At 40.3% G+C, this 21,708-nt stretch carries 25 protein-coding genes; all 25 read left to right on the top strand.

Annotated elements, in window-relative coordinates; genetic code table 11:
• The first annotated feature begins 6 nt into the window (after window positions 1-6).
• The 25 genes from fliG to E2R51_RS04670 all read left to right on the top strand — a co-directional run bounded on the left by fliG (window position 7) and on the right by E2R51_RS04670 (window position 21,704).
• On the top strand, window positions 7-1,020 hold the full coding sequence (gene fliG, locus E2R51_RS04790) for a flagellar motor switch protein FliG (RefSeq protein WP_133375881.1): 1,014 nt from the start codon (window positions 7-9) through the stop codon (window positions 1,018-1,020).
• Window positions 1,013-1,777: a flagellar assembly protein FliH gene (fliH, locus tag E2R51_RS04785; protein WP_133375880.1), complete on the top strand. Its 765-nt coding sequence runs from the start codon at window positions 1,013-1,015 to the stop codon at window positions 1,775-1,777. The genes fliG and fliH overlap by 8 nt, the downstream gene beginning before the upstream one ends.
• Window positions 1,774-3,099, top strand: a complete 1,326-nt coding sequence (gene fliI, locus E2R51_RS04780) for a flagellar protein export ATPase FliI (RefSeq protein WP_133375879.1) — start codon at window positions 1,774-1,776, stop codon at window positions 3,097-3,099. The genes fliH and fliI overlap by 4 nt, the downstream gene beginning before the upstream one ends.
• Window positions 3,100-3,103: 4 nt before the next feature.
• On the top strand, window positions 3,104-3,550 hold the full coding sequence (gene fliJ / locus E2R51_RS04775) for a flagellar export protein FliJ (protein WP_165967142.1): 447 nt from the start codon (window positions 3,104-3,106) through the stop codon (window positions 3,548-3,550).
• 4 nt (window positions 3,551-3,554) lie between these two features.
• Entirely contained in the window at window positions 3,555-4,163 is a 609-nt protein-coding gene (locus E2R51_RS04770; RefSeq protein ID WP_133375877.1) for a MotE family protein, read from the top strand.
• Between the two features lie 23 nt (window positions 4,164-4,186).
• Window positions 4,187-5,350, top strand: a complete 1,164-nt coding sequence (locus tag E2R51_RS04765) for a flagellar hook-length control protein FliK (protein WP_133375876.1) — start codon at window positions 4,187-4,189, stop codon at window positions 5,348-5,350.
• 3 nt (window positions 5,351-5,353) lie between these two features.
• On the top strand, window positions 5,354-5,986 hold the full coding sequence (gene flgD, locus E2R51_RS04760; RefSeq protein ID WP_133375875.1) for a flagellar hook assembly protein FlgD: 633 nt from the start codon (window positions 5,354-5,356) through the stop codon (window positions 5,984-5,986).
• A gap of 68 nt (window positions 5,987-6,054) precedes the next feature.
• Window positions 6,055-7,251 carry a flagellar hook protein FlgE gene (locus E2R51_RS04755; RefSeq protein WP_133375874.1) on the top strand — a complete coding sequence of 399 codons (1,197 nt, stop codon included), beginning with the start codon at window positions 6,055-6,057 and terminating at the stop codon, window positions 7,249-7,251.
• A 54-nt stretch (window positions 7,252-7,305) separates the two neighbouring features.
• Entirely contained in the window at window positions 7,306-7,524 is a 219-nt protein-coding gene (locus tag E2R51_RS04750) for a flagellar FlbD family protein (protein ID WP_133375873.1), read from the top strand.
• Between the two features lie 127 nt (window positions 7,525-7,651).
• A complete protein-coding gene (gene fliM / locus E2R51_RS04745; protein ID WP_133375872.1) occupies window positions 7,652-8,650 on the top strand; it encodes a flagellar motor switch protein FliM in 999 nt (332 codons plus the stop codon).
• Entirely contained in the window at window positions 8,640-9,770 is a 1,131-nt protein-coding gene (gene fliY, locus E2R51_RS04740; RefSeq protein WP_133375871.1) for a flagellar motor switch phosphatase FliY, read from the top strand. The genes fliM and fliY overlap by 11 nt, the downstream gene beginning before the upstream one ends.
• A 15-nt stretch (window positions 9,771-9,785) precedes the next feature.
• Window positions 9,786-10,148, top strand: a complete 363-nt coding sequence (locus E2R51_RS04735) for a response regulator (RefSeq protein ID WP_133375870.1) — start codon at window positions 9,786-9,788, stop codon at window positions 10,146-10,148.
• A 5-nt stretch (window positions 10,149-10,153) separates the two neighbouring features.
• Window positions 10,154-10,768, top strand: a complete 615-nt coding sequence (locus tag E2R51_RS04730; RefSeq protein WP_165967141.1) for a flagellar biosynthetic protein FliO — start codon at window positions 10,154-10,156, stop codon at window positions 10,766-10,768.
• Window positions 10,761-11,426 carry a flagellar type III secretion system pore protein FliP gene (gene fliP, locus E2R51_RS04725; protein WP_133375868.1) on the top strand — a complete coding sequence of 222 codons (666 nt, stop codon included), beginning with the start codon at window positions 10,761-10,763 and terminating at the stop codon, window positions 11,424-11,426. The genes E2R51_RS04730 and fliP overlap by 8 nt, the downstream gene beginning before the upstream one ends.
• Window positions 11,427-11,440: 14 nt before the next feature.
• Window positions 11,441-11,710: a flagellar biosynthesis protein FliQ gene (fliQ, locus tag E2R51_RS04720; RefSeq protein ID WP_133375867.1), complete on the top strand. Its 270-nt coding sequence runs from the start codon at window positions 11,441-11,443 to the stop codon at window positions 11,708-11,710.
• Between the two features lie 4 nt (window positions 11,711-11,714).
• Window positions 11,715-12,494: a flagellar biosynthetic protein FliR gene (fliR, locus tag E2R51_RS04715; protein WP_133375866.1), complete on the top strand. Its 780-nt coding sequence runs from the start codon at window positions 11,715-11,717 to the stop codon at window positions 12,492-12,494.
• Window positions 12,491-13,573, top strand: coding sequence for a flagellar biosynthesis protein FlhB (gene flhB, locus E2R51_RS04710; protein WP_133375865.1), 1,083 nt, complete (start codon window positions 12,491-12,493; stop codon window positions 13,571-13,573). Before fliR ends, flhB begins: the two co-directional genes overlap by 4 nt.
• 24 nt (window positions 13,574-13,597) lie before the next feature.
• The gene (flhA, locus tag E2R51_RS04705) at window positions 13,598-15,628 is read left to right on the top strand and encodes a flagellar biosynthesis protein FlhA (protein ID WP_133375864.1); all 2,031 of its coding nucleotides are present in this window, start codon (window positions 13,598-13,600) and stop codon (window positions 15,626-15,628) included.
• Window positions 15,629-15,694: 66 nt separating this feature from the next.
• Complete coding sequence (locus E2R51_RS04700; protein WP_133375863.1) at window positions 15,695-16,468, top strand: FliA/WhiG family RNA polymerase sigma factor; 774 nt, start codon at window positions 15,695-15,697, stop codon at window positions 16,466-16,468.
• 270 nt (window positions 16,469-16,738) lie between these two features.
• Window positions 16,739-17,455, top strand: coding sequence for a 30S ribosomal protein S2 (gene rpsB, locus E2R51_RS04695; protein WP_133375862.1), 717 nt, complete (start codon window positions 16,739-16,741; stop codon window positions 17,453-17,455).
• Between the two features lie 95 nt (window positions 17,456-17,550).
• The gene (gene tsf / locus E2R51_RS04690; protein WP_133375861.1) at window positions 17,551-18,432 is read left to right on the top strand and encodes a translation elongation factor Ts; all 882 of its coding nucleotides are present in this window, start codon (window positions 17,551-17,553) and stop codon (window positions 18,430-18,432) included.
• An 82-nt stretch (window positions 18,433-18,514) separates the two neighbouring features.
• The gene (gene pyrH, locus E2R51_RS04685; protein ID WP_133375860.1) at window positions 18,515-19,240 is read left to right on the top strand and encodes a UMP kinase; all 726 of its coding nucleotides are present in this window, start codon (window positions 18,515-18,517) and stop codon (window positions 19,238-19,240) included.
• A complete protein-coding gene (gene frr / locus E2R51_RS04680) occupies window positions 19,240-19,797 on the top strand; it encodes a ribosome recycling factor (RefSeq protein ID WP_133375859.1) in 558 nt (185 codons plus the stop codon). The genes pyrH and frr overlap by 1 nt, the downstream gene beginning before the upstream one ends.
• A 317-nt stretch (window positions 19,798-20,114) precedes the next feature.
• Complete coding sequence (locus tag E2R51_RS04675; protein ID WP_133375858.1) at window positions 20,115-20,906, top strand: undecaprenyl pyrophosphate synthase; 792 nt, start codon at window positions 20,115-20,117, stop codon at window positions 20,904-20,906.
• Window positions 20,907-21,704, top strand: a complete 798-nt coding sequence (locus E2R51_RS04670; protein WP_133375857.1) for a phosphatidate cytidylyltransferase — start codon at window positions 20,907-20,909, stop codon at window positions 21,702-21,704.
• The last annotated feature ends 4 nt before the right edge of the window (window positions 21,705-21,708 follow it).

The raw sequence follows: 21,708 nt of genomic DNA, 5'->3' as shown, positions 1-21,708 counted from the left end.
AGTTTGATGTCAAAGAAAGCTAGGGAATTAACCGGCAGTCAAAAAGCAGCTATTTTACTTATCTCACTGGGTCCGGACGCTGCTTCATCTGTTTATAAACATTTAAATGAAGAAGAAATTGAAAGTTTAACGTTAGAAATTTCAGCTGTTCGAAAGGTGGAAAAAGAGGCGAGAGAAAAAATATTTGAAGAATTTCAGACCATTGCTTTAGCTCAGGATTATATTTCTCATGGTGGAATCAGCTATGCTAATTCAGTTCTTGAAAAAGCGCTTGGACCAGATGAAGCAAAAGCGATTGTAAATCGTTTAACATCATCACTCCACGTAAAGCCATTTGATTTTGCAAAAAAAGCTGACCCGATGCAATTGTTTACTTTTATCCAGGATGAACATCCCCAAACGATTGCATTAATTCTTTCTTATTTACACCCTCAGCAGGCAGGGAAAATCCTTTCTGCGCTGCCCCATGATATTCAAACAGATATAGCCAGACGCATCGCAGTGATGGAGAGTACAAGTCCTGAAGTAATAAGTGAGATTGAAGCTGTTCTGGAGAGAAAATTATCCTCATCCGTTCAGCAGGATTATTCAGAAACAGGCGGCATTGAAGCGATTGTAGAGGTGCTGAATGGAGTGGATCGGGCAACAGAGAAAACAATTCTCGATTCTCTTGAAATACAGGATCCGGAACTCGCTGAAGAAATTAAAAAACGAATGTTTGTATTTGAAGATATCGTAACGCTTGATAACCGTTCTATACAGCGTGTAATAAGAGACTCTCCAAATGAAGATCTTCTATTGTCTATGAAAGTCTCAGCAGAGGATGTTAAGGAAGTGTTGTTCAGAAATATGTCCCAGCGTATGGCAGAAAGTTTCAGAGACGAAATGGAAGTTATGGGACCTGTGAGACTTAGAGATGTGGAGGAAGCTCAATCGAATATTGTAGCGGTAATAAGACGGCTTGAAGAAGCCGGAGACATTATCGTAGCCAGGGGCGGGGGAGATGATGTAATTGTCTAGAATCATTAAATCAGAAAGTATCGGTTCCGGCAATTTCCAAACAAAAGTCATTCCCTTTCAGTTACTTACAACATCAGAAAATGCCGAAGGGCTGGTGCGGAAAACTGTAGCTGGTATGGATTCCAGCGCCATTATAAAAAGTGCAAAAAAAAATGCTTCTGCCATTCTTGAACAGGCGGAAATGGACAAAATAACGATCATAAAAGAAATAGAAGATCAAAAACTGAGCTGGGAAAATGAAAAAATAGAACTGCAAAAATCAGCGTATGAATCAGCATTTGCCGAAGGGTATGAAGATGGAAGAGAAAAAGCGTATGCTGACATACACCTTTTAATAGAGGAAGCGAGACAAATTGTTTCATCGTCAAAGGCCACGCTGGAAAATCACTTAATGCAAAATGAAGAAGTCATCCTGAAGCTTTCGATTACAGCAGCCGAAAAAATATTGAATCAAAAGCTTGAAGAAAAACCTGATAATTTTCTTCCTATTATCCACATGGGACTAAAAGAGGCAAAAGAAATGAAAGATATTAATATACATATATCTCCAAGCCAGTATCTGCATGTGAAAGAACAGGAGGAAGATTTATACACTATTTTTCCTTCCACTGCCAACGTTTATCTTTACCCTGACGAGAAATTAGAACCATTCCAGTGTTTTATCGAAAGCGATAAAGGGAGAATTGATATAAGCGTTGATGCTCAATTAAAAGAATTGAAGAATCAATTATTAATTTTAATAGGTGATCCTGAATGAAAGCTGCTGATTTGATTCCGCATGTTCGGTCTATTGTAACGGCAAAGTACTATGGAAAAGTAAAAAAAGTTATTGGACTGATGATTGAAACAACTGGTCCGCAATGTTCAATAGGTGAAATTTGTTATATCCATCCCCTTTCCAGCACTAAAAATGGTGAAAAGACGATCATGGCTGAAGTGGTCGGCTTTAATGAGGACCGCGTGGTGCTGATGCCATTTACCTCCATGCATGACATAGCACCAGGCAATCTCGTTGAATCAACCGGCAGGCAGTTTGAGACAAAAGCAGGTGATGCGCAGATCGGCAAAATTGTGGATCCTCTTGGTATTCCGATAGATGGTACGGAACTTCCGTACGACATGAAGATGGTGAATGTTGAAAAACTCCCGCCTAACCCGATGTCCCGTCAGCCTATAACTGAACCGATTGAGGTTGGTGTCAGAGCGATTGATGCTTTGCTGACTGTTGGGAAGGGACAGAGAATGGGGATTTTTGCAGGCAGCGGAGTAGGAAAAAGTACTTTGTTGGGCATGATCGCGAGAAATACAAAAGCAGATATAAACATAATCGCCCTAGTTGGTGAGCGCGGCCGTGAAGTCAGAGAGTTTGCAGAAAAGGATCTGGGACCGGAGGGCATGAAAAAAAGCATTATTGTAGCAGCCACCTCTGACCAGCCGGCGTTAATGAGAATAAAAGGGGCGTCTGCTGCAACTGCTATTGCGGAGTATTATCGGGACAAAGGCTTTAATGTCATGCTGATGATGGATTCTGTCACTAGAGTTGCCATGGCTCAGCGGGAAATCGGGTTAGCCGTAGGAGAGCCTCCGGCAACGAAAGGATATACACCTTCAGTATTTAGTATTCTTCCGAAGCTGCTGGAAAGGACAGGAACCAATGAATATGGAAGCATAACCGCTTTTTATACCGTGCTGGTAGAAGGCGACGATATGAACGATCCGATAGCTGATACTGTACGAGGTATACTTGACGGTCATATAGTGCTGGACCGGATGCTGGCAAACAAGGGACATTTTCCTTCTATAAATACTCTTAAAAGCATCAGCCGTTTAATGAATTACATCATCCCGACCGCTCATTCCAATGCTGCAAATAAAATAAGGAATCTTATTAGTACATATGAACAGGCGGAAGACCTGGTTAATATAGGGGCATATAAAAAGGGATCTTCGAAGGATATAGACCAGGCAATTATGTTTAATCCGCTCATTAATTCGTTATTATGCCAGGGTGTGAATGAAAAGATCGGTTTATCAGCAAGTGTCGGTCAGCTTGAAGAACTCAGTGAAAAAGGTGAGTGAGAAAGTGCTAAATTCATTTCGGTTTGAGCGTATATTAAACGTTAAAGAACGAGAAAAAAAAGAAGCGGAAGGCTGTTATCGGGAAGCTATGGAAACGTTTGAGAAGACTGCCCGGAAGCTGTATCAGCTTTTGAAAAAGAAAGAATTGATGGAAGACGCTCAATCTGCAGCCATCATAAATGGTCTTTCAGTCCAAAAACTTAGACATACTCAGCAATTTCTATTAAATATAGAAAAAAGTATTAGTTTTCAGCAAAAACTGGTTGTTGAATCCAGATCCGCTATGCAATGGCACGAAGAAGAGTTAAAAAAAACAGCAGTTGAAGTAAAGAAGTATGAAAAACTAAGGGAAAACGATCAGCTTCATTTTGTTGCAGTTCAAAAGGTTATAGAGAACGAGAAAATGAATGAGATTTCCATTATTCAGTATTTGAATCATAAAAACAGGTGAAAAAATGAAAAAAAACAATAAAAAACTTTCAGATGAAGATTTTTCAGAGAATAAACCTCCTAATAAATTTCAATTGCTACTGCTTCTAATCGTTATTCCCGCTGTATTCATTCTGGTTGCTGCTTTCACCGTTATTTCATTGCTGGACATAAATATCGCAGAAAAAGCGGAGGAGGCGGGAATCAATATCCCATTCATTGCAGACGGCAAAGAGAACGAGGCAGCTGTCGACAAAGTGAAAAAACAGGAAACGACATTTGCTGAAGAGAATATGCAGGAAAAAAACGACCAAATTGCCGGGTTGGAACAGCAACTTGAAAGCAGAAAAAATGAAATGGAAGAGATTAAATCAGAGAATGAACTGCTTAAAAGTGAGCTTGGAGTTTTACAGCAGAATAATGAAACAGAAGTTCAAAAAAAAAGTGAAATCATTGCTGTCTTTAAAGAAATGTCCGGAAAAGCAGCCGCACCGGTACTTGTGAATATGTCAGAAAATGAAGCTGTCCGGATTTTGTCCCAGCTCCCTTCAGAAAAAATCGCTCAAATTCTTGAAAAAATGCCTGCTGAAACAGCAGCAAAATATGCAGAATTAATATCACAACAAGAATCGTAATTTTCTTGCAGGGAAGTGGCCAAATGGTACTCAATGTAGTAATGAACAATCAAGGGAACAACATTTCACCTAAGCAAAACAATAAACCAAAAGGGGATGAAGTGACCGCTTTTGGACAGGTAATGGATAAATTGATTCATGCGGATCAGGCAGGAGAGTCTGCGGGGTATATTGAAGAAAAAACGGCCGTTCAGCAGCCGGCAGACTCTGAACATTCACCTTCAAATGGGGGATATCATGCTGGAACTGCTAAATACTTCTCAGGAGATGTTAAGACTGATCAACATCTTAGTGAAGTTATAAATCAAATGCTACAGTCCAATTCATACTCGTTACCTGATTATAAATCTGCTGTGACAGAGCTCACCTCCGGAAAAGGGATTTCCCCTGAATCGTTGGTGCTGCTTTATGAAGTGGCAGAATATATGGCAAAAGAACCGATTGAAAAACACTTTACACCGAAGGCATCCGAAGCTTTAGAAGCGATAAAAAAGGCGGCATTAAGAGTCCGGATGCAAGGCGGTTACTTTGAAGACAGTGAAATCATTTCGAAAATTTTAAAAACACTGGAGAGTATAAATGAAAAACCTGGCGCAGCTGAGAATAGAAAAACGGCTTTGCTGCATGCCGTCAGAAACGACCCAATGCTTCGTCCGCTATCGATCAATGCATCCCAAGACGTCGTTCGGTCATCAGATGCTTTGCCAGTCTCATTACCTTTCTCACAGGCGCACTCTAATTTTCTGTTACAGCCTATTAAAAATACTTATACAGCAGGTGCTCTGCCGGAAGAGTTTCACCGTATCATGAGTCAGGCGAAATTCGGAAAAATCAACGGCACAGAAAAATTACTGATTCGGCTGCAGCCTGAACATCTTGGCACGCTAAGAATTGAATTGATTCAAAAAGAAGGTATGCTGACAGCAAAAGTAATGACTTCGACAGGAGCGGCGAAAGAAATAATAGAATCAAAGCTTCAGCAGCTGCAGCAGGCTTTTTCCTTTCAGAATATTAAAGTCGACAAGCTGCTGATCGAGCATTTCCCGCTGGAACATGATCAGCAGGGGAATCCTAATAAAGAGCATTCATCAAAACAGCATGATCAAAAGGCGCATCAGGAGCAGAATGAGGCGCAAGGTGACCCGGAACATCAATTTAATCAAATCCTTTTGAATGTTGAGGTATAACGAATGGAAGTAAACTCACTTAATACAGATCTTTTCAAATCATCACTGGATCAGAAAAAACTCGATCCCAAAAATAATACAATGGGCAAGGATCAATTTTTATCTTTGTTAATTGCACAACTGTCCAATCAGGATCCGACACAGCCTATGGAAGATAAAGAGTTTATCGCACAGATGGCAAGTTTTTCTACGTTGGAGCAAATGACCAATATGAGTGAATCATTTGAAAAGCTCGCATCAATGCAGGAGCAGACGCAGCTGATTCAATACAATGAGTTTGCAGGTAAAGAAGTTAAGTGGGATAAGCTGGACATTGTAAATGGCGAAGAGACAGCTGTAAGCGGCAAAGGTGTGATCAACACTGTCCGCTATACGGGGGGAACGGTTGAGTTTGAACTGGCAGACGGAGTGAAATTAAATCCTGCAAACATTTCAGAATTAAAATCAGATCAAACGAAGAGTTCTCTTCAGCAAGCCAGTATGCTGATTGGCAAAAAAGTAAATTGGATAACTGACCAGGGAAAAGAAGCTGCAGGCAATGTAACAGCTGTTTCTAAGAAAAACGGTGAATTCTTTGTTATTACAGAAAATGATGACCGGGTCGGAATTGAAGAATTAATCAAAATTACGCTATAACTAGTCCAAGTTTTACATCTTTTTGTTTTACGATAATTCTGCACCTTAATCTGAAAGGGGAAAAACGAATGATACGTTCAATGTATTCTGGAATTGCGGGTCTTAAAAACTTTCAAACAAAGCTGGATGTCATAGGTAATAATATTGCAAACGTTAATACAAATGGATTTAAAAAGGGAAGGGTTACTTTCCAGGAGGCCATGAATCAAACCATTCAGGGAGCATCAGGTGCAGGAAACGGGCGCGGCGGAAAGAATTCACTTCAGGTTGGACTGGGTTCTGTAACTGCAACAATTGATAGTCTTCAATCCCAATCTTCTTTGCAAACTACAGGCAGGTCACTTGATCTTGCAATAAACGGTGACGGATTCTTTGTCGTAAAAGGATTGGGAGGCCAAAACCTATATACAAGAGGCGGAAATTTTTATTTAGATGAATCCGGTTCTCTTGTCACAGGTGACGGACACCGTGTTCAGCAGTTTGAAAATGGAAGACTGCAGGATATTACCATTAACAGCAACGCAGAGCTTCCGGCACAACAAACTGAGGTTCTTGAAATAAGCGGCAATCTCTCCTCTTCAGTGTCAGATCCTGATTATACATTCTCCCAACAGATGAAGGTAGTTGACGATCTTGGTGAAGAAAATATTTATGAAGTGATTATGGAGCGCGCTTCTTCTAACGAGTGGAATATCACCTTTAAAAATAATGCAATGAATGAGTTAAATACATCAACCGGCAGGATTACTTTCGATGGAAATACGGCTTCCTTTGCAGCGGCAGGTGGGGATTTGATTCTTCCGAGGCCGGGCGGCGGTTATTCTATACCTGCAGCCCAGATTAATGTGTCCAATATTACAAATAACGCGGGCCAGGTTTCAGCTCAAATAAAAACAGATGGTAATCTTGTAGGTTCAATTGAAAGTTTCAGTGTCAGTTCATCCGGTGAAATTAATGGAGTATATTCCAACGGGCATGTTGAGCGAATTGGTTCAATTGGCCTGGCGAGGTTTAACAATCCATCCGGACTTGAAAAAGCCGGGAATAACTTATTTCAGGAATCAGTGAATTCAGGCATAGCGAATATTGGGAATGCTGAATCCGCGGGAGGAACCCTATCATCTGGCGCACTCGAAATGTCTAATGTGGATCTTTCAGAAGAATTTACGGAGATGATTACAGCGCAGCGTGGATTCCAGGCTAACACACGGATTATTACGACTTCCGACCAGATTTTAGAAGAGCTTGTTAATCTGAAGAGATAAAAATAGCAGGGGGTGACTGGGGCGGGTTCTTCAAAACCCATTGCCCTGTAAACAATGATCAACGTAACCCGTTTAAATGGAAAGGAATTTATTATAAACGCCCTATATATAGAAACAGTAGAATCATTTCCCGATACGATGATCACGATGACAAATGGCAAAAAAATAATTGTTAAAGATTCAGTTGAATATGTACAAAAGGAAGTTGCAAATTTTTATCGTTCCATTCAGGTATTGAATAGTTGCAGCCACACAATTTCCGGAACGGAATAGAGCGCAAGTAAAATGAATTTCAGCAGTTCTGCATTTTGTCGGGAAGTTAATAAGCGGAGCGGTAACAGGGAAAAGGACAACACGGAAATCCTTTGAATAAAGAAGGGATGAATGAAGGAGAAATCAAATGGCGGGAGACATACTGTCACAACAGGAAATAGATGCGTTATTATCAGCGATATCAAGCGGTGAAATGTCAGTGGAAGAAATAATGAGAGATGGAATGGACCAAAAAATAAAAACGTATGACTTTAAACGTGCACTTCGGTTTTCCAAGGACCAAATACGTAGCCTGACGAGAATTCATGAAAATTTTGCCCGATTATTAACGACTTTTTTATCAGCACAGCTCAGAACGTTTGTTCAGGTAAGTGTGGAGTCAGTAGATCAAATTCCATATGAAGAATTTATACGGTCTGTTCCAAAAATGACAATATTAAATGTATATGAAGTACCACCGCTCGATGGCAAAATCTTAATGGAGATAAACCCTAATATCGCCTATGCCATGATGGACCGTGTTATGGGCGGCAGAGGTTCGAGTGTAAGCAAGGTAGAAAACCTCACAGAAATTGAAACAAAGATTATGTCTGCCATGTTTGAAAAAGCTTTTGATAATCTGAGAGAGGCATGGAGTAATATTGGTGAAATTAATCCAATTCTATCCGATTTTGAAGTAAACCCACAATTTTTGCAGGTGATTTCCCCTAATGAAACAGTTGTGGTTATATCCTTGAATACAACAGTGGGCCATACATCCGGCATGATTAATATTTGCTTGCCTCACATTGTACTGGAACCGGTCATGCCAAATCTATCGATTAAGCATTGGATGCATTCCAGAAAAAAAGAAGCGAAGCCTGGACAACTTCTTCAGCTTGAAAATCGCGTGAAAGAAGCCGAGTTAATGATAATTGCGGAGTTAGGTACCTCTACCGTTGCTATTGAGGATTTTCTGCTGCTGGACGTTGGGGATGTGCTGGAGTTAAATCACCGATTTGATCAGCCTGTAACCCTGCAGGTCGGGGATGTCCCTAAATTCTCCGCTCAGCCTGGACAGATTGGCAAAAAGATCGGTGTGCAGATATTAACTGAATTGAAAGGAGGAGAAGGGAATGAGAAGTGAAGAAATGCTTTCACAGGACCAGATTGATGCTTTACTAAAGGGCAAGCTGGATAATGATTATCTGAATGGAAGGGAAATTGATGCCTTAGGTGAAATTGCAAACATTTCGTTGGGCAGCTCGGCAATTGCTCTTTCTGCATTGCTGGAACAGCAAGTGAAAATAACTGCACCTGATGTGACAGTAGTAACAACAGAGCAGATTTCAGAATCAATTACACAGCCTTCAATAGGGATCAGGGTTCATTATACTCAGGGAATTGAAGGCAGTAATTGGTTGATTTTCAAACTGAACGATGCATCGATAATAGCAGATTTGATGTCAGGAGGGGACGGAATCCTCCAATCTGATGAGATCTCCTCGCTTCACCTGAGTGCATTGCAGGAAGCAATGAGCCAGATGATGGGTGCATCATCTAATTCCTTGGCTTCAATTTTTAATCGTCGTGTAGAAATATCACCGCCATCAGTCGAAATGATGGAATGGAATCAAGGAATAGAAATACAAAATCTGTTTGACAGACAACCGGTTATCCGGGTTTCGTTCAAATTAAAAATCGGCCATGTGATCGATTCCACGATCGTTCAGCTTATTCCTCTGGAATTCGGACGGTATTTAATCAATCAATTACTTTCAGACGGTAAGCTGGATGGAGATTCCTTGCCTGGTCGTGAACAAACAAAACCAGAAACAGATGTTCACGGTAAAATTCCTTCCTCAATACAGTCGCCTGATGATTTAGTCAGTCGCCATTCTGCTCAAGAAAAAAAGAATGAGGAAGGCCGTTCAAATACCCCGTATATTGATGTGCAGCCTGCTAAATTTGCAAGCTTTGATCAGCCGGATAGTAAAGCGGCAGAATCAAGGAATCTTGCTATGCTGTTGGATATTCCCTTACAAATTACCGTTGAACTTGGCCGAACTAAGCGTACGGTGAAAGAAATATTAGCGCTTTCAGCAGGCTCTGTTATTGAATTAGACAAATTAGCAGGTGAGCCGGTTGATGTTTTGGTGAACAGCCGGTTAATTGCTAAAGGTGAAGTGGTTGTAATAGAGGAGAATTTTGGAGTTAGACTGACAGAGATCGTAAGTCAAAATGACCGTTTAAGCAAACTTAGATAAAGCTGGAGGAATCATATGCCTAAAAAAATTTTGATTGTGGATGATGCAGCTTTTATGAGAATGATGATAAGAGATATTTTAGTGAAGAACGGCTTCGAGGTTGCAGGAGAAGCAGCTGATGGTATTCAGGCAATTGAAAAATTCATCGAAACAAATCCAGACCTGGTAACGATGGATATAACCATGCCTGAGATGGACGGTATTACGGCATTAAAAGAAATTAAAAAGCTGGATGCAAAAGCGAATGTAATTATGTGTTCAGCAATGGGGCAGCAGTCAGTGGTAATTGAGTCCATCCAGGCTGGAGCAAAGGATTTTATCGTCAAACCATTTCAAAAAGAACGGGTTTTAGACGCGATACAAAAAGCGATAGGTTGATGGGAATGAAAATTAAGATAGTTGTTATTGTAGTGCCTTTAATTTTGCTTAGTACTTTCTTGGCAGGTGAAGAATCCAGTTTAGCCAATAAGTCAATGGTAAATCAATGTTTTGAGAATGAGAGTAATTGTTCAGATGATTCGATCCAGCCGGCTCATAAAAGCGGCAGTGAAGGTGGTATAACATGGGTGGATTATATTAAACTCATTGCCGCCCTTTGTTTTGTAGTGTTTTTGTTATATGTACTTTTAAAGTTTGTTAATAGTCGTTCGCGAAATTTTCAGCAAACCAAGATCATTCATAACCTGGGAGGGACGGCACTGGGTTCCAATCGATCAATTCAAATTGTGAAAATCGCCGGCACCTTTTACGTGCTTGGTGTAGGAGAAAATATCAACCTGATTAAAGAAGTTACGACTCCGGAGGAAATAAATCGTTTTAAGCATTTTTACCAAAATGACGAAGAGAGAGACTCTGGAAGTCTCAATGGTTTTTTCAGAAAAGGGAAAAAAGAGGTTGAATCATTTCAATCATTGCTGGCAGCTCAGCTGATCGGTAATGAAAAACGCAACCAGATTAAGCGCAAAGATAAAAACAAGGAGCAGCGCAGCGATGGGTGAATTTATCCAACTTTATAATGACAGTTCCCCGGCTGATGTTGCAACTTCAGTCCGATTGCTTCTATTGTTAACGGTGTTATCGGTTGCTCCGGGTATTTTAATCTTAATGACCGCTTTTACAAGAATCGTAATTGTATTGTCGTTTGTGCGGACCTCACTGGCTACCCAGCAAATGCCGCCGAACCAAATAATCATAGGTCTTGCGTTGTTTTTAACATTTTTTGTTATGTCACCTGTATTAAGCGAAGTAAACGACCGGGCATTAACTCCGCTATTTAATGAAGAAATTGATTTGACTACCGCATATGAAGAAGCATCTATTCCTTTTAAGGAATTTATGAGTAAACACACCCGCCAAAAGGATCTTGAACTATTTTTAAGTTATACGCAGGCAGAACGGCCGGAAACCATTAACGATATTCCCTTGACAGTTATGGTTCCTGCTTTTGCGTTAAGTGAAATTAAAACTGCTTTTCAAATGGGTTTTATGATTTTTATCCCATTTCTGGTTATTGATATGGTGGTTGCGTCTGTATTAATGTCGATGGGAATGATGATGCTTCCCCCTGTAATGATTTCACTGCCTTTTAAAATATTGTTATTTATATTAGTTGATGGTTGGTATCTTGTAATGCAGTCTTTACTGCAGAGCTTTTAGGCAGGTGATTATTAATGAATGGAGAAATGGTAATTTCGATTGCAGAAAGAGGAGTATACATGACGTTAATGATCAGTTTGCCTCTGATGCTCGTTGCGCTTCTCGTTGGACTTTTAGTCAGTATTTTTCAAGCTACCACACAAATTCAAGAACAAACCCTGGCTTTTATTCCTAAAGTAATTGCAGTAATGATTGCATTGATTTTTTTTGGACCATGGATGCTAACCCAGATTGTAACCTATGCGTTCGATATCTTCTCAAATCTAACAAGGTATATAGGGTAATAGAATGGAAGAATTGTATTCAAGGCTGACCATTTTACTTCTTGTTGTCGTAAGAGTTTCAGCGTTTTTTGTAACGATCCCACTGTTTTCTCACAGGTCAATTCCGGTTATGCATAGAGTCGGTTTTGCTGTTCTTCTTTCGGTCATGGTTTATTACACTATTGATGCTGAACCCTTTTCGATTAATGGGGCATATATGCTGCTGATATTAAAAGAGGCAGTTATCGGATTATTCATCGGATTAATAGCCTACATCGTATTATCAGCGATACAGATTGCAGGGAATTTGATCGACATTCAAATGGGCTTTGCGATTGCAAACATCATTGATCCTCAGACCGGTGCACAAAGTCCGTTAATGGGTCAGTATTTATATACACTCTCACTATTATTGCTGCTCTATTTCGATGGCCATCATTTGATCCTGGATGGCATTTTTTACAGTTATCAATTCGTGCCGATAGAACAGCTTTCACTGGGAGTTGGTGAGTCTGCTGCTGAAATCGTCATAAAAGCATTTGCAGCTGCCTTTGTTATCGCATTTCAACTTGCGGCACCTGTTGCAGCTGCATTATTTCTTGTGGATGTGGCTCTGGGGATTGTTGCGCGAACAGCACCACAGTTTAATATTTTTGTCATTGGTTTTCCAATAAAAATAGCCGTTGCATTTATGATCCTTTTCGTTTTGATGGGTGTTATGTTTGGGGTCATTCAAAGGCTTTTTGATTTAATGTTTATTGTTATGAGGGATCTAATGAGCATTCTTGGAGGAGGGACAATATGAAATTTATATCGTTAAACCTCCAATTTTTCGCTGGTGAAAAAACGGAAAAAGCAACGCCAAAGAAAAAGTCTGAATCCCGTAAAAAAGGAGAAACTGCCAAAAGTCAGGATGTAAATACTGCCCTCATCCTTTTTGCTGTTTTTTTATTTTTGTTTTTCACCGGGAAGATGTTTCAAGAGCGCCTGGAAAATATACTTTTCGTTCCATTAACTGATTACATTCTCCGCCCCGTAACAATTGAAACCACAATGGTCGTATACAGGGATATGTTAGCGCAGGCAGCCTGGGTAGTTCTGCCAATCATGGGGACTGCAGCGCTTGCCGGAATTTCAGCAAATTATATTCAAACAGGCTTTCTATTTTCCACGTATCCTCTAAAGCCCAAGCTCTCCAAATTAAATCCTCTTAAGGGCTTCCAAAGAATTTTTTCAGCCAGGGCTTTAGTTGAGTTTCTAAAATCTGTACTAAAGATCGCGATGATCGGAATGACTACTTTCCTGCTGATCTGGTTCAGCATGGAACACATCCTATCCCTGTCGCTAAAACCGGTTCAGCAATCTCTGGACATTGCAGGGAAATTAACTGTTCAAATGGGCTTGTATGCTTCATCGCTTTTGATTGTATTATCGATTTTGGATTACTTGTATCAGAAATATGATTTCGAAAAAAATATTCGAATGTCAAAACAGGATCTTAAAGACGAATTCAAAAACACAGAAGGAGACCCGCTTATTAAATCCAGAATCAAACAGCGTCAGCGGGAAATGGCTACGAAAAGAATGATGGCGGATATTCCGGATGCCGATGTTGTGATTACAAATCCCACCCATTTTGCCATCGTTCTAACATATAAGGAAGGGGAATCTCATGCGCCGGTGGTCACTGCGAAAGGCGTGGATTACGTTGCTCAAAAAATAAAATTAATCGCAAATGAAAACAGCATAGCAGCAGTGGAAAATCGTCCCCTTGCCCGGGCGCTTTATCATCAGGCTGACATCGGCGATCCCATACCGGAAGAGTTTTTCAAAGCAGTTGCTGAAATTTTAGCTTATGTCTATCGCATTAAAAATAAAGTGTAATACACAGCTGAGGGTGAGACCGGCATGTCGGGAAAAGATTTAACTGTACTATCGAGTGTCATTATGATTGTAGCTATGTTGGTCATACCGCTTCCATCATGGATGCTTAGCGTATTAATTATTATTAATATCACACTTGGATTAATTGTCCTTTTAACTTCCATGAACATGAAAGAACCACTGGAATTCGCTATATTTCCTTCTTTAATCTTGTTGTTGACCTTGTTTCGTCTTGGGTTAAATGTATCAACAACAAGATCCATTTTAAGCAAAGGGGAAGCGGGTGGTGTTGTTGAAACCTTTGGAACGTTTGTCACTGGCGGCAATATTCTTGTTGGTATGGTTGTCTTCATTATCTTGATCATTATTCAATTTATTGTAATTACAAAGGGAGCTGAAAGGGTTTCAGAGGTGGCTGCACGATTTACCCTTGATGCAATGCCGGGAAAACAAATGAGCATTGATGCAGATTTAAATGCCGGTATGCTTTCTGAATCAGATGCCAGACACCGGAGAGAAAAAGTGGGCAGGGAAGCTGATTTTTATGGCGCCATGGATGGAGCTACTAAATTTGTGAAAGGTGATGCAATAGCCGGAATTATAATTGTTGTGATCAATTTAATTTTCGGCATGATTATCGGGGTTGTGCAGATGGGGTTGTCGCTTGGGGATGCAGCAGGGCAATTTACGCTGCTTACGGTTGGTGATGGAATTGTAAGTCAGATTCCTGCTCTATTAATTTCCACTGCAACTGGAATTGTCGTAACGCGGGCGGCATCAGAAGGAAATCTGGGTCAGGACATAACTAGTCAGCTTTTTTCTTTCAGTCCTATTATGTATGTTGCAGGATTTACTATCGCACTTCTCGGTATCTTAACACCGATTAATAATCTGGTTACCCTTCCAATTGCAGTGATTTTACTACTCGGGGGTTATTTTTTATCCACGACAGCAAAACAAAAAGATGATAACCCGGAAATCGCACAACAAGAGAGTGCGGATGAAATGAAAAGTCCGGAAAGTGTTGTCAATTTATTAAATCTGGATCAGATCGAGTTTGAATTTGGTTACGGCCTCATTCCTTTAGCTGATCCGAATCAAGGCGGGGACTTGCTTGATCGCATCGTTATGATCAGAAGACAGCTGGCACTGGAAATCGGGCTTGTCATCCCGGTTGTTAGAATAAGAGATAATGTTCAATTGCAGCCAAATCAATACCGTTTAAAAATAAAGGGGAGTGAAGCCGGAAGAGGCGAACTGCTGCTGGATCACTATTTGGCGATGAGTCTTGAAGACGACCATTTAATAGAAGGAATTGATACGATAGAGCCCTCTTTTGGGTTGCCTGCAAAGTGGATAGCAGAGTCAGTGAAGGATCGGGCTGAACTGTCAGGGTATACGGTAGTGGATCCCCCCTCTGTTGTTTCAACTCATATAACGGAAATTATAAAAGAACACTCGTATTCGCTGCTTGGAAGACAGGAAACAAAACAGCTGATTGATCATTTAAAAGAAACCTATCCAATTTTAGTGGAAGAAGTAACTCCTTCTGTCCTTTCTACTGGTGAAATCCAGAAGGTGCTTGCCAGACTGTTAAAAGAAAATGTATCGATCCGCAATCTCCCGGTTATTTTTGAAGCTCTCGCAGATTATTCAAAAGCAACCTCTGATACCGATATACTCACAGAATATGTAAGACAAGCACTGGCGAAGCAGATTACGAATCAGCTGTCAGGGGATGAGAGTGTTTTAAAAGTCATCACCCTATCCGGCCGTGTTGAAAAGCTTGTAGCGGATTCAATTCAACAAGCGGAACATGGCAATTTCCTTGCCATTGAACCCTCCGATTCGCAGCGGATATTAGAATCAATGTCGAATCAAATTGATTATGCAAGGGTGAACGGACAATCGCCGTTAATTTTGTGCTCCCCGGCAGTGAGAATGTATATAAGGCAATTAACAGAACGATATATGCCTAAAATCCCAATAATATCCTACAACGAACTGGAAGCAAATGTTGAAGTTCAAAGTATTGGGGTGGTGAATATAGAGTAACGGCTCAAAGACATTGGAACAAATAATAAGTAGAGGGTATATCCTGTACTTTGAAGGAGGTGTATCATGAATAATTCAACTGTGAATCAGGAAAAATACTATTGGAAGTTATGGCATGCTTCAAGAGACTCTTTTGCTGGAGACATGCTGATTCAGCAATACATACCTCTGGTTCAATACCATGTTCACCGAATTGGTGCAGGCTTGCCTGCAAATGTATCAAGAGAAGAGCTTAAAAGCTTGGGACTTATGGGCTTGCTGGATGCCTTGTTGAAGTTTGATTTGTCTCGGGATTTAAAATTTGATACATATGCATCTTTTCGGATTAGAGGAGCCATTATAGATGGATTAAGAAAAGAAGACTGGCTGCCGCGTTCGACTAGAGATCGGGCAAAAAAAATAGATGCAAAAATTGAAGAGCTTGAACAGGAAAAACTTCGGCATGTTAACGCAGATGAAGTGGCAGCAGCGTTGGATATCAATGTGGAAGAAATATACAGGTTTTCAAAAGAAAATCTTTTTGGTAATGTGATATCCATTGACGACCAGTCTTTAGACTCTGCCGGGAACGACTTGATTGACTATACTTTAAAGGATAATCAGACGGTTTTACCTGAGGAAAGTGTCATTAAAAATGAATTAATCGATGACCTTTCAGAAGTCATCAGCGGCTTAAATGAAAAAGAGCAGCTGGTTCTCAGTTTATTTTATAGTGAAGAATTGACGCTGACTGAGATTGGTGAGGTTATGAGCCTGTCTACTTCGCGTATATCACAAATCCATTCAAAATCTCTATTTAAACTGAAAAAACTTCTATCATCTGAATTTAATTTGGCGTGATTCAGGAACGGAAAGAGGGACCTCGCTTTTGATTTAAGGATCACATAAAGTAAGTTTTCATTAAAACTCAATAAAGCGATCCGCAATTTTATATGGCTATCAAAGAATATAAAATTATTTCTTGAAGCAGACTGCTCCATGTGATATAGTAGTTAATGGTGTTAATACACACGCTTTGTGATTTAGCGAATGGTGCTATTATTTTTAATAGTTTTCGTACTAAAAGAGATCAAAGCGGAGGAGAACAAACCACAAGGAGGAAACAACATTATGTCAGTAATATCTATGAAGCAATTGCTTGAAGCGGGTGTTCACTTCGGTCACCAGACTCGTCGCTGGAACCCAAAAATGAAGAAGTATATCTTTACGGAGCGTAACGGAATCTACATCATTGACCTTCAAAAAACGGTTAAAAAAGTAGAAGAAGCTTACAGATTTGTTAAAGAAGTTTCTGCTAATGGCGGAACAGTTCTTTTCGTAGGAACAAAAAAACAAGCTCAAGAGTCTGTACGTGACGAAGCTGGCCGTGCCGGCATGCACTACATTAACCAACGCTGGTTGGGTGGAACTCTAACAAACTTTGGTACAATCCAACTTCGTATTAATCGACTTAAAAAGATTGAAAAAATGGAAGAAGACGGCACTTTCGAAGTCCTTCCTAAAAAAGAAGTTGTACAACTTAAAAAAGAATATGATCGTCTGGTTAAATTCCTAGGTGGAATCAGAGACATGCAAAAGCTTCCTGATGCGTTGTTCATCATTGACCCTCGCAAAGAGCGTATTGCTGTTGCTGAAGCACGCAAATTAAACATTCCTATCGTAGGAATTGTTGACACTAACTGTGACCCAGACGAAATCGACTATGTAATCCCAGCAAATGATGACGCTATTCGCGCTGTCAAGCTTCTAACTTCTAAAATGGCTGATGCGATTCTTGAATCAAAACAAGTTGAAGAAGAAGAGGAAGAAGCAGTAGCTGCAGAGTAATGCATAAATGAAAAGGTGATAAGCGGAATTTCCCTTATCACCTTTTTTAAAGCAAATTATAGAATCTTAAGTTACTTATAAGGAGGAAATTCCACATGGCAATTACAGCACAAATGGTAAAAGAACTTCGTGAAAAAACAGGCGCAGGTATGATGGACTGCAAAAAAGCATTACAAGAAACAAACGGTGACATGGATCAAGCAATTGATTTCCTGCGTGAAAAAGGAATTGCGAAAGCAGCTAAAAAAGCTGACCGTATTGCAGCTGAAGGATCAACTTTCATCATGAGTGAAGGTAACGAAGCAGTAATCATTGAAGTAAACGCAGAAACTGATTTCGTTGCTAAAAATGAAGGCTTCCAAACACTTGTTAAGGAAATCGCGACTCACCTGCTTGCTAACAAGCCTGAAACACTTGAAGCAGCACTTGATTCAAAAATGGACAACGGCTCAACTGTAAATGATCATATTACAGGTGCTATGGGTAAAATCGGAGAGAAAATCACTCTTCGCCGTTTTGCCATCCGCACAAAAGACGATAATTCTTCATTTGGTGAATACCTGCACATGGGCGGAAGAATTGGTGTTCTTGCAGTGCTTGAAGGAACAACAAATGCTCAGGCAGCTAAAGACGTTGCAATGCACGCAGCTGCCTTAAATCCAAAATACGTTTCACGTGACCAGGTTTCTCAAGAAGAAGCGGATAAAGAACGTGAAGTATTGACTAAGCAGGCGCTTGAAGAAGGCAAACCTGAAAACATCGTTGCTAAAATGGTAGAAGGCCGCCTAAGCAAATACTTTGAAGAAATTTGTATCCTTGATCAGCCATTCGTTAAAAATCCTGATCAAAAAGTACGCCAGTTCCTTGAAACACAAAATGCTACCCTTAAAGACTTTGTTCGTTATGAAGTTGGAGAAGGAATTGAAAAGCGTCAAGATAATTTTGCTGACGAAGTAATGAGCCAAGTTAAAAAATAAATATCAACACAATGGTGTTGGAAATGGGGGACACATTGTGTTCCCTCTTTTTTGGAAAAAATGAACCATACGGGAGGATTCTATGAGTACATCAAGATACAAACGAGTGGTATTAAAATTAAGCGGTGAGGCACTAGCAGGAGATACAGGCTTTGGGATACACCCTCCTATTATCAAATCGGTAGCTGAGCAAGTGAAGGAATTAGCTGATTTGGGTGTTGAAGTAGCGGTTGTAGTAGGCGGCGGCAACATTTGGAGAGGTAAAATCGGAAGCGAAATGGGTATGGATCGTGCTTCAGCTGATTACATGGGCATGCTTGCAACTGTAATGAATTCTCTCGCTCTTCAAGATAGCCTGGAAAACATAGGAGTTCAGACACGGGTGCAGTCATCAATTGAAATGCGTCAGGTTGCCGAACCTTATATTCGCAGAAAAGCCATTCGCCATCTTGAGAAAAAACGTGTGGTTATTTTTGCTGCAGGCACAGGAAACCCTTATTTCTCAACAGATACTACTGCAGCACTCCGGGCAGCGGAAATAGAAGCTGAAGTCATTTTAATGGCTAAAAACAATGTGGACGGCGTATATTCAGCTGATCCAAAAATTGATTCAGCCGCAGTTAAGTATGATGAGCTAAGCTTCCTGGATGTTTTGAAAGATGGATTAGCTGTAATGGATTCAACCGCTTCATCCCTATGTATGGACAATGATATCCCACTCATAGTATTCTCAATTATGGAGAATGGAAATATCAAACGCGCTGCATTGGGTGAACCAATCGGTACTATTGTTAGGGGGAAAAACTGATGGCAAAGCAAACTATTTCACAAACAAAAGATAAGATGGAAAAAGCGATTCAAGCCTATTCTCGTGAATTGGCATCGATCCGTGCGGGTCGTGCAAGCGCTGCTTTACTGGATAAAATTACGGTGGATTATTACGGTGCACCAACTCCTGTAAACCAGGTTGCGTCAATTACAGTTCCTGAAGCAAGACTTCTGCAGATTACTCCATATGATAAAACGGTCTTAGGGGAAATTGAAAAAGCAATCCAGAAATCTGATTTAGGTTTGAATCCATCAAATGATGGATCCCTGATTCGTATTACGATCCCAGCTTTGACAGAAGAGCGTCGAAGAGATTTGGCCAAGCAAGTTAAAAGAGAGGCAGAAGATGCCAAGGTTGCGGTTCGAAACATTCGCCGCGATGGCAACGATGATCTTAAGAAGCTTGAAAAAAATGGTGAAATCACAGAAGATGATCTTCGAGGCTACAATGAAGATATTCAGGAAATGACGAATAGCAACATTGTACGAATCGATGAGCTGGCAAAGGCAAAAGAAAAAGAAATCATGGACGTGTAAGTTTAAAAAGCAGCGCTTAAACGTGCTCCGTTATGTAAGGCAAACAGCTAAAGGATGCAGACTTTTCTAATGATATTAAAGCTGATTACCTGGGCTCGGTGCATGAAAGAAACACTTGTCTTTTTTGCTTGAAACAACCGTTTGAAAGCCCTCTACCAAGCTAGGGGGCTTTCTTCTTTTTAAACAATGTTATAGTAAACAGCTGAATCATGTATTTTGTCCAATGATGTTTTTGCCCTGAATAGACATTTATGTATAAAAATTTGGTATGATAAGATAAGCATGAATTCATGCAATTACTGTATGGGGGATGTACTATGCTCGATAAAATGAAAATATGGAAGTCCACGAAAGAGCCGGACACCCTTGATGACCGCATTAGAGAATGTTTGAACTATAAAATACCTAACCATATTGCTATTATTATGGACGGTAATGGCAGATGGGCTAACAAGCGTGCTATGCCCAGAATTGCCGGCCATCATGAAGGAATGAAAACAGTCAGACCAATAACACGACTATGCAATCGTTTGGGAGTTAAAGTTCTGACCCTCTACGCTTTTTCAACGGAAAATTGGATCCGGCCAAAATTGGAAGTAGAATATTTGATGAAGCTGCCTGAGGAATTTTTGGGTACATTTTTGCCTGAACTCATAGAAGAAAATGTTCAAGTGCAAATGATGGGCGATCGCTCTCAAATTCCGGCACATACGCTTAGTGCAGTTGAAAAAGCAGTTCAGGAAACAGCGCATAACGATGGACTTATTTTAAATTTTGCACTCAATTACGGGAGCAGATCAGAAATTATTACAGCCGTAAAATCATTGGCGGATGAAGTTGAAAAAGGAAATTTATCGGCCAATGAAATTAATGATACCATTTTTTCTTCCCATTTGATGACAGGTCATTTGGAAGATCCTGACTTATTGATACGCACAAGCGGTGAGATTCGATTAAGCAATTTCATGTTGTGGCAGCTGGCTTATGCTGAATTTTGGTTTACTGATGTATTGTGGCCGGATTTCAGTGATGCCCATCTGATTGAAGCGATCGAAGCCTACCAAAAGCGATCTCGAAGATTTGGTGGATTACAAAGCGAGGAAACGTAAATGAAGCAAAGACTTATCACGGGCATTATCGCAGCAGCTCTATTTATTCCAATCGTCTGGATTGGTGGAGTGGTTTTTGTACTAGGTACATACGTTATTGCAACTGTCGCACTTTATGAGGTATTAAAGATGCGGTCGATTGATGTGCTTTCGATCCCTGGTGCGATTTCAATTCTTACTTTATGGGTTTTCCTGCTGCCGGATGTATATTATGACTTATTAAATCAACTTAATTATTCGAAAATCGAAACAGCACTGCTGTCTGTATTGCTTTTACTTGTTTATACGGTTATGAAGAAAAACAGGTTTACTTTTGATGATGCAGCGTTTGCTGTTTTTGCGATGTTGTATGTTGGAATCGGTTTTTATTATTTTATTGAAACAAGAAATGTTGAAAATGAAGGTATTTTCTGGGTAGTCTATGCACTGCTGGTGATTTGGACTACAGATTCTGGAGCGTATTTTATCGGAAAGTCAATTGGACGCCGTAAGTTGTGGCCTGATATCAGCCCAAATAAAACGGTTGAAGGTTTTATTGGCGGGATTTTATCGGCTGTCATTTTAGTTGCCATCTTTATGCAGTTTGCGCCGCTGGAAGTGAATGTCTGGTACGTGCTGCTTGCAACCATTATCTTATCGGCATTTGGCCAAATAGGAGACCTGGTTGAATCAGCGCTTAAACGGCATTACGGTGTAAAGGATTCGGGCAGGATTTTGCCGGGGCATGGGGGACTATTAGATCGTTTTGACAGTTTATTATTTGTGCTCCCTCTTATGCATATACTTCAATTAATCTAGACAA

The sequence above is a fragment of the Jeotgalibacillus sp. S-D1 genome (genome assembly GCF_004358665.1).
Lineage (GTDB): Bacteria > Bacillota > Bacilli > Bacillales > Jeotgalibacillaceae > Jeotgalibacillus.
The sequence above is the reverse complement of the archived record's forward strand: the minus strand, read 5'-3'. Positions and strand labels throughout refer to the sequence as shown.

What these genes read in the sequence shown, in the direction of transcription:
- fliM (WP_133375872.1), top strand. Translation starts at nt 7,652, where the DNA reads ATGGCGGGAGACATACTGTCACAACAGGAAATAGATGCGTTATTATCA.
- flhA (WP_133375864.1), top strand. Translation starts at nt 13,598, where the DNA reads ATGTCGGGAAAAGATTTAACTGTACTATCGAGTGTCATTATGATTGTA.
- fliQ (WP_133375867.1), top strand. Translation starts at nt 11,441, where the DNA reads ATGAATGGAGAAATGGTAATTTCGATTGCAGAAAGAGGAGTATACATG.
- flhB (WP_133375865.1), top strand. Translation starts at nt 12,491, where the DNA reads ATGAAATTTATATCGTTAAACCTCCAATTTTTCGCTGGTGAAAAAACG.
- E2R51_RS04700 (WP_133375863.1), top strand. Translation starts at nt 15,695, where the DNA reads ATGAATAATTCAACTGTGAATCAGGAAAAATACTATTGGAAGTTATGG.
- E2R51_RS04755 (WP_133375874.1), top strand. Translation starts at nt 6,055, where the DNA reads ATGATACGTTCAATGTATTCTGGAATTGCGGGTCTTAAAAACTTTCAA.
- rpsB (WP_133375862.1), top strand. Translation starts at nt 16,739, where the DNA reads ATGTCAGTAATATCTATGAAGCAATTGCTTGAAGCGGGTGTTCACTTC.
- frr (WP_133375859.1), top strand. Translation starts at nt 19,240, where the DNA reads ATGGCAAAGCAAACTATTTCACAAACAAAAGATAAGATGGAAAAAGCG.
- fliR (WP_133375866.1), top strand. Translation starts at nt 11,715, where the DNA reads ATGGAAGAATTGTATTCAAGGCTGACCATTTTACTTCTTGTTGTCGTA.
- fliI (WP_133375879.1), top strand. Translation starts at nt 1,774, where the DNA reads ATGAAAGCTGCTGATTTGATTCCGCATGTTCGGTCTATTGTAACGGCA.
- E2R51_RS04765 (WP_133375876.1), top strand. Translation starts at nt 4,187, where the DNA reads ATGGTACTCAATGTAGTAATGAACAATCAAGGGAACAACATTTCACCT.
- E2R51_RS04670 (WP_133375857.1), top strand. Translation starts at nt 20,907, where the DNA reads ATGAAGCAAAGACTTATCACGGGCATTATCGCAGCAGCTCTATTTATT.
- E2R51_RS04750 (WP_133375873.1), top strand. Translation starts at nt 7,306, where the DNA reads ATGATCAACGTAACCCGTTTAAATGGAAAGGAATTTATTATAAACGCC.
- E2R51_RS04735 (WP_133375870.1), top strand. Translation starts at nt 9,786, where the DNA reads ATGCCTAAAAAAATTTTGATTGTGGATGATGCAGCTTTTATGAGAATG.
- tsf (WP_133375861.1), top strand. Translation starts at nt 17,551, where the DNA reads ATGGCAATTACAGCACAAATGGTAAAAGAACTTCGTGAAAAAACAGGC.
- flgD (WP_133375875.1), top strand. Translation starts at nt 5,354, where the DNA reads ATGGAAGTAAACTCACTTAATACAGATCTTTTCAAATCATCACTGGAT.
- E2R51_RS04730 (WP_165967141.1), top strand. Translation starts at nt 10,154, where the DNA reads ATGAAAATTAAGATAGTTGTTATTGTAGTGCCTTTAATTTTGCTTAGT.
- fliY (WP_133375871.1), top strand. Translation starts at nt 8,640, where the DNA reads ATGAGAAGTGAAGAAATGCTTTCACAGGACCAGATTGATGCTTTACTA.
- pyrH (WP_133375860.1), top strand. Translation starts at nt 18,515, where the DNA reads ATGAGTACATCAAGATACAAACGAGTGGTATTAAAATTAAGCGGTGAG.
- fliG (WP_133375881.1), top strand. Translation starts at nt 7, where the DNA reads ATGTCAAAGAAAGCTAGGGAATTAACCGGCAGTCAAAAAGCAGCTATT.
- E2R51_RS04675 (WP_133375858.1), top strand. Translation starts at nt 20,115, where the DNA reads ATGCTCGATAAAATGAAAATATGGAAGTCCACGAAAGAGCCGGACACC.
- fliP (WP_133375868.1), top strand. Translation starts at nt 10,761, where the DNA reads ATGGGTGAATTTATCCAACTTTATAATGACAGTTCCCCGGCTGATGTT.
- E2R51_RS04770 (WP_133375877.1), top strand. Translation starts at nt 3,555, where the DNA reads ATGAAAAAAAACAATAAAAAACTTTCAGATGAAGATTTTTCAGAGAAT.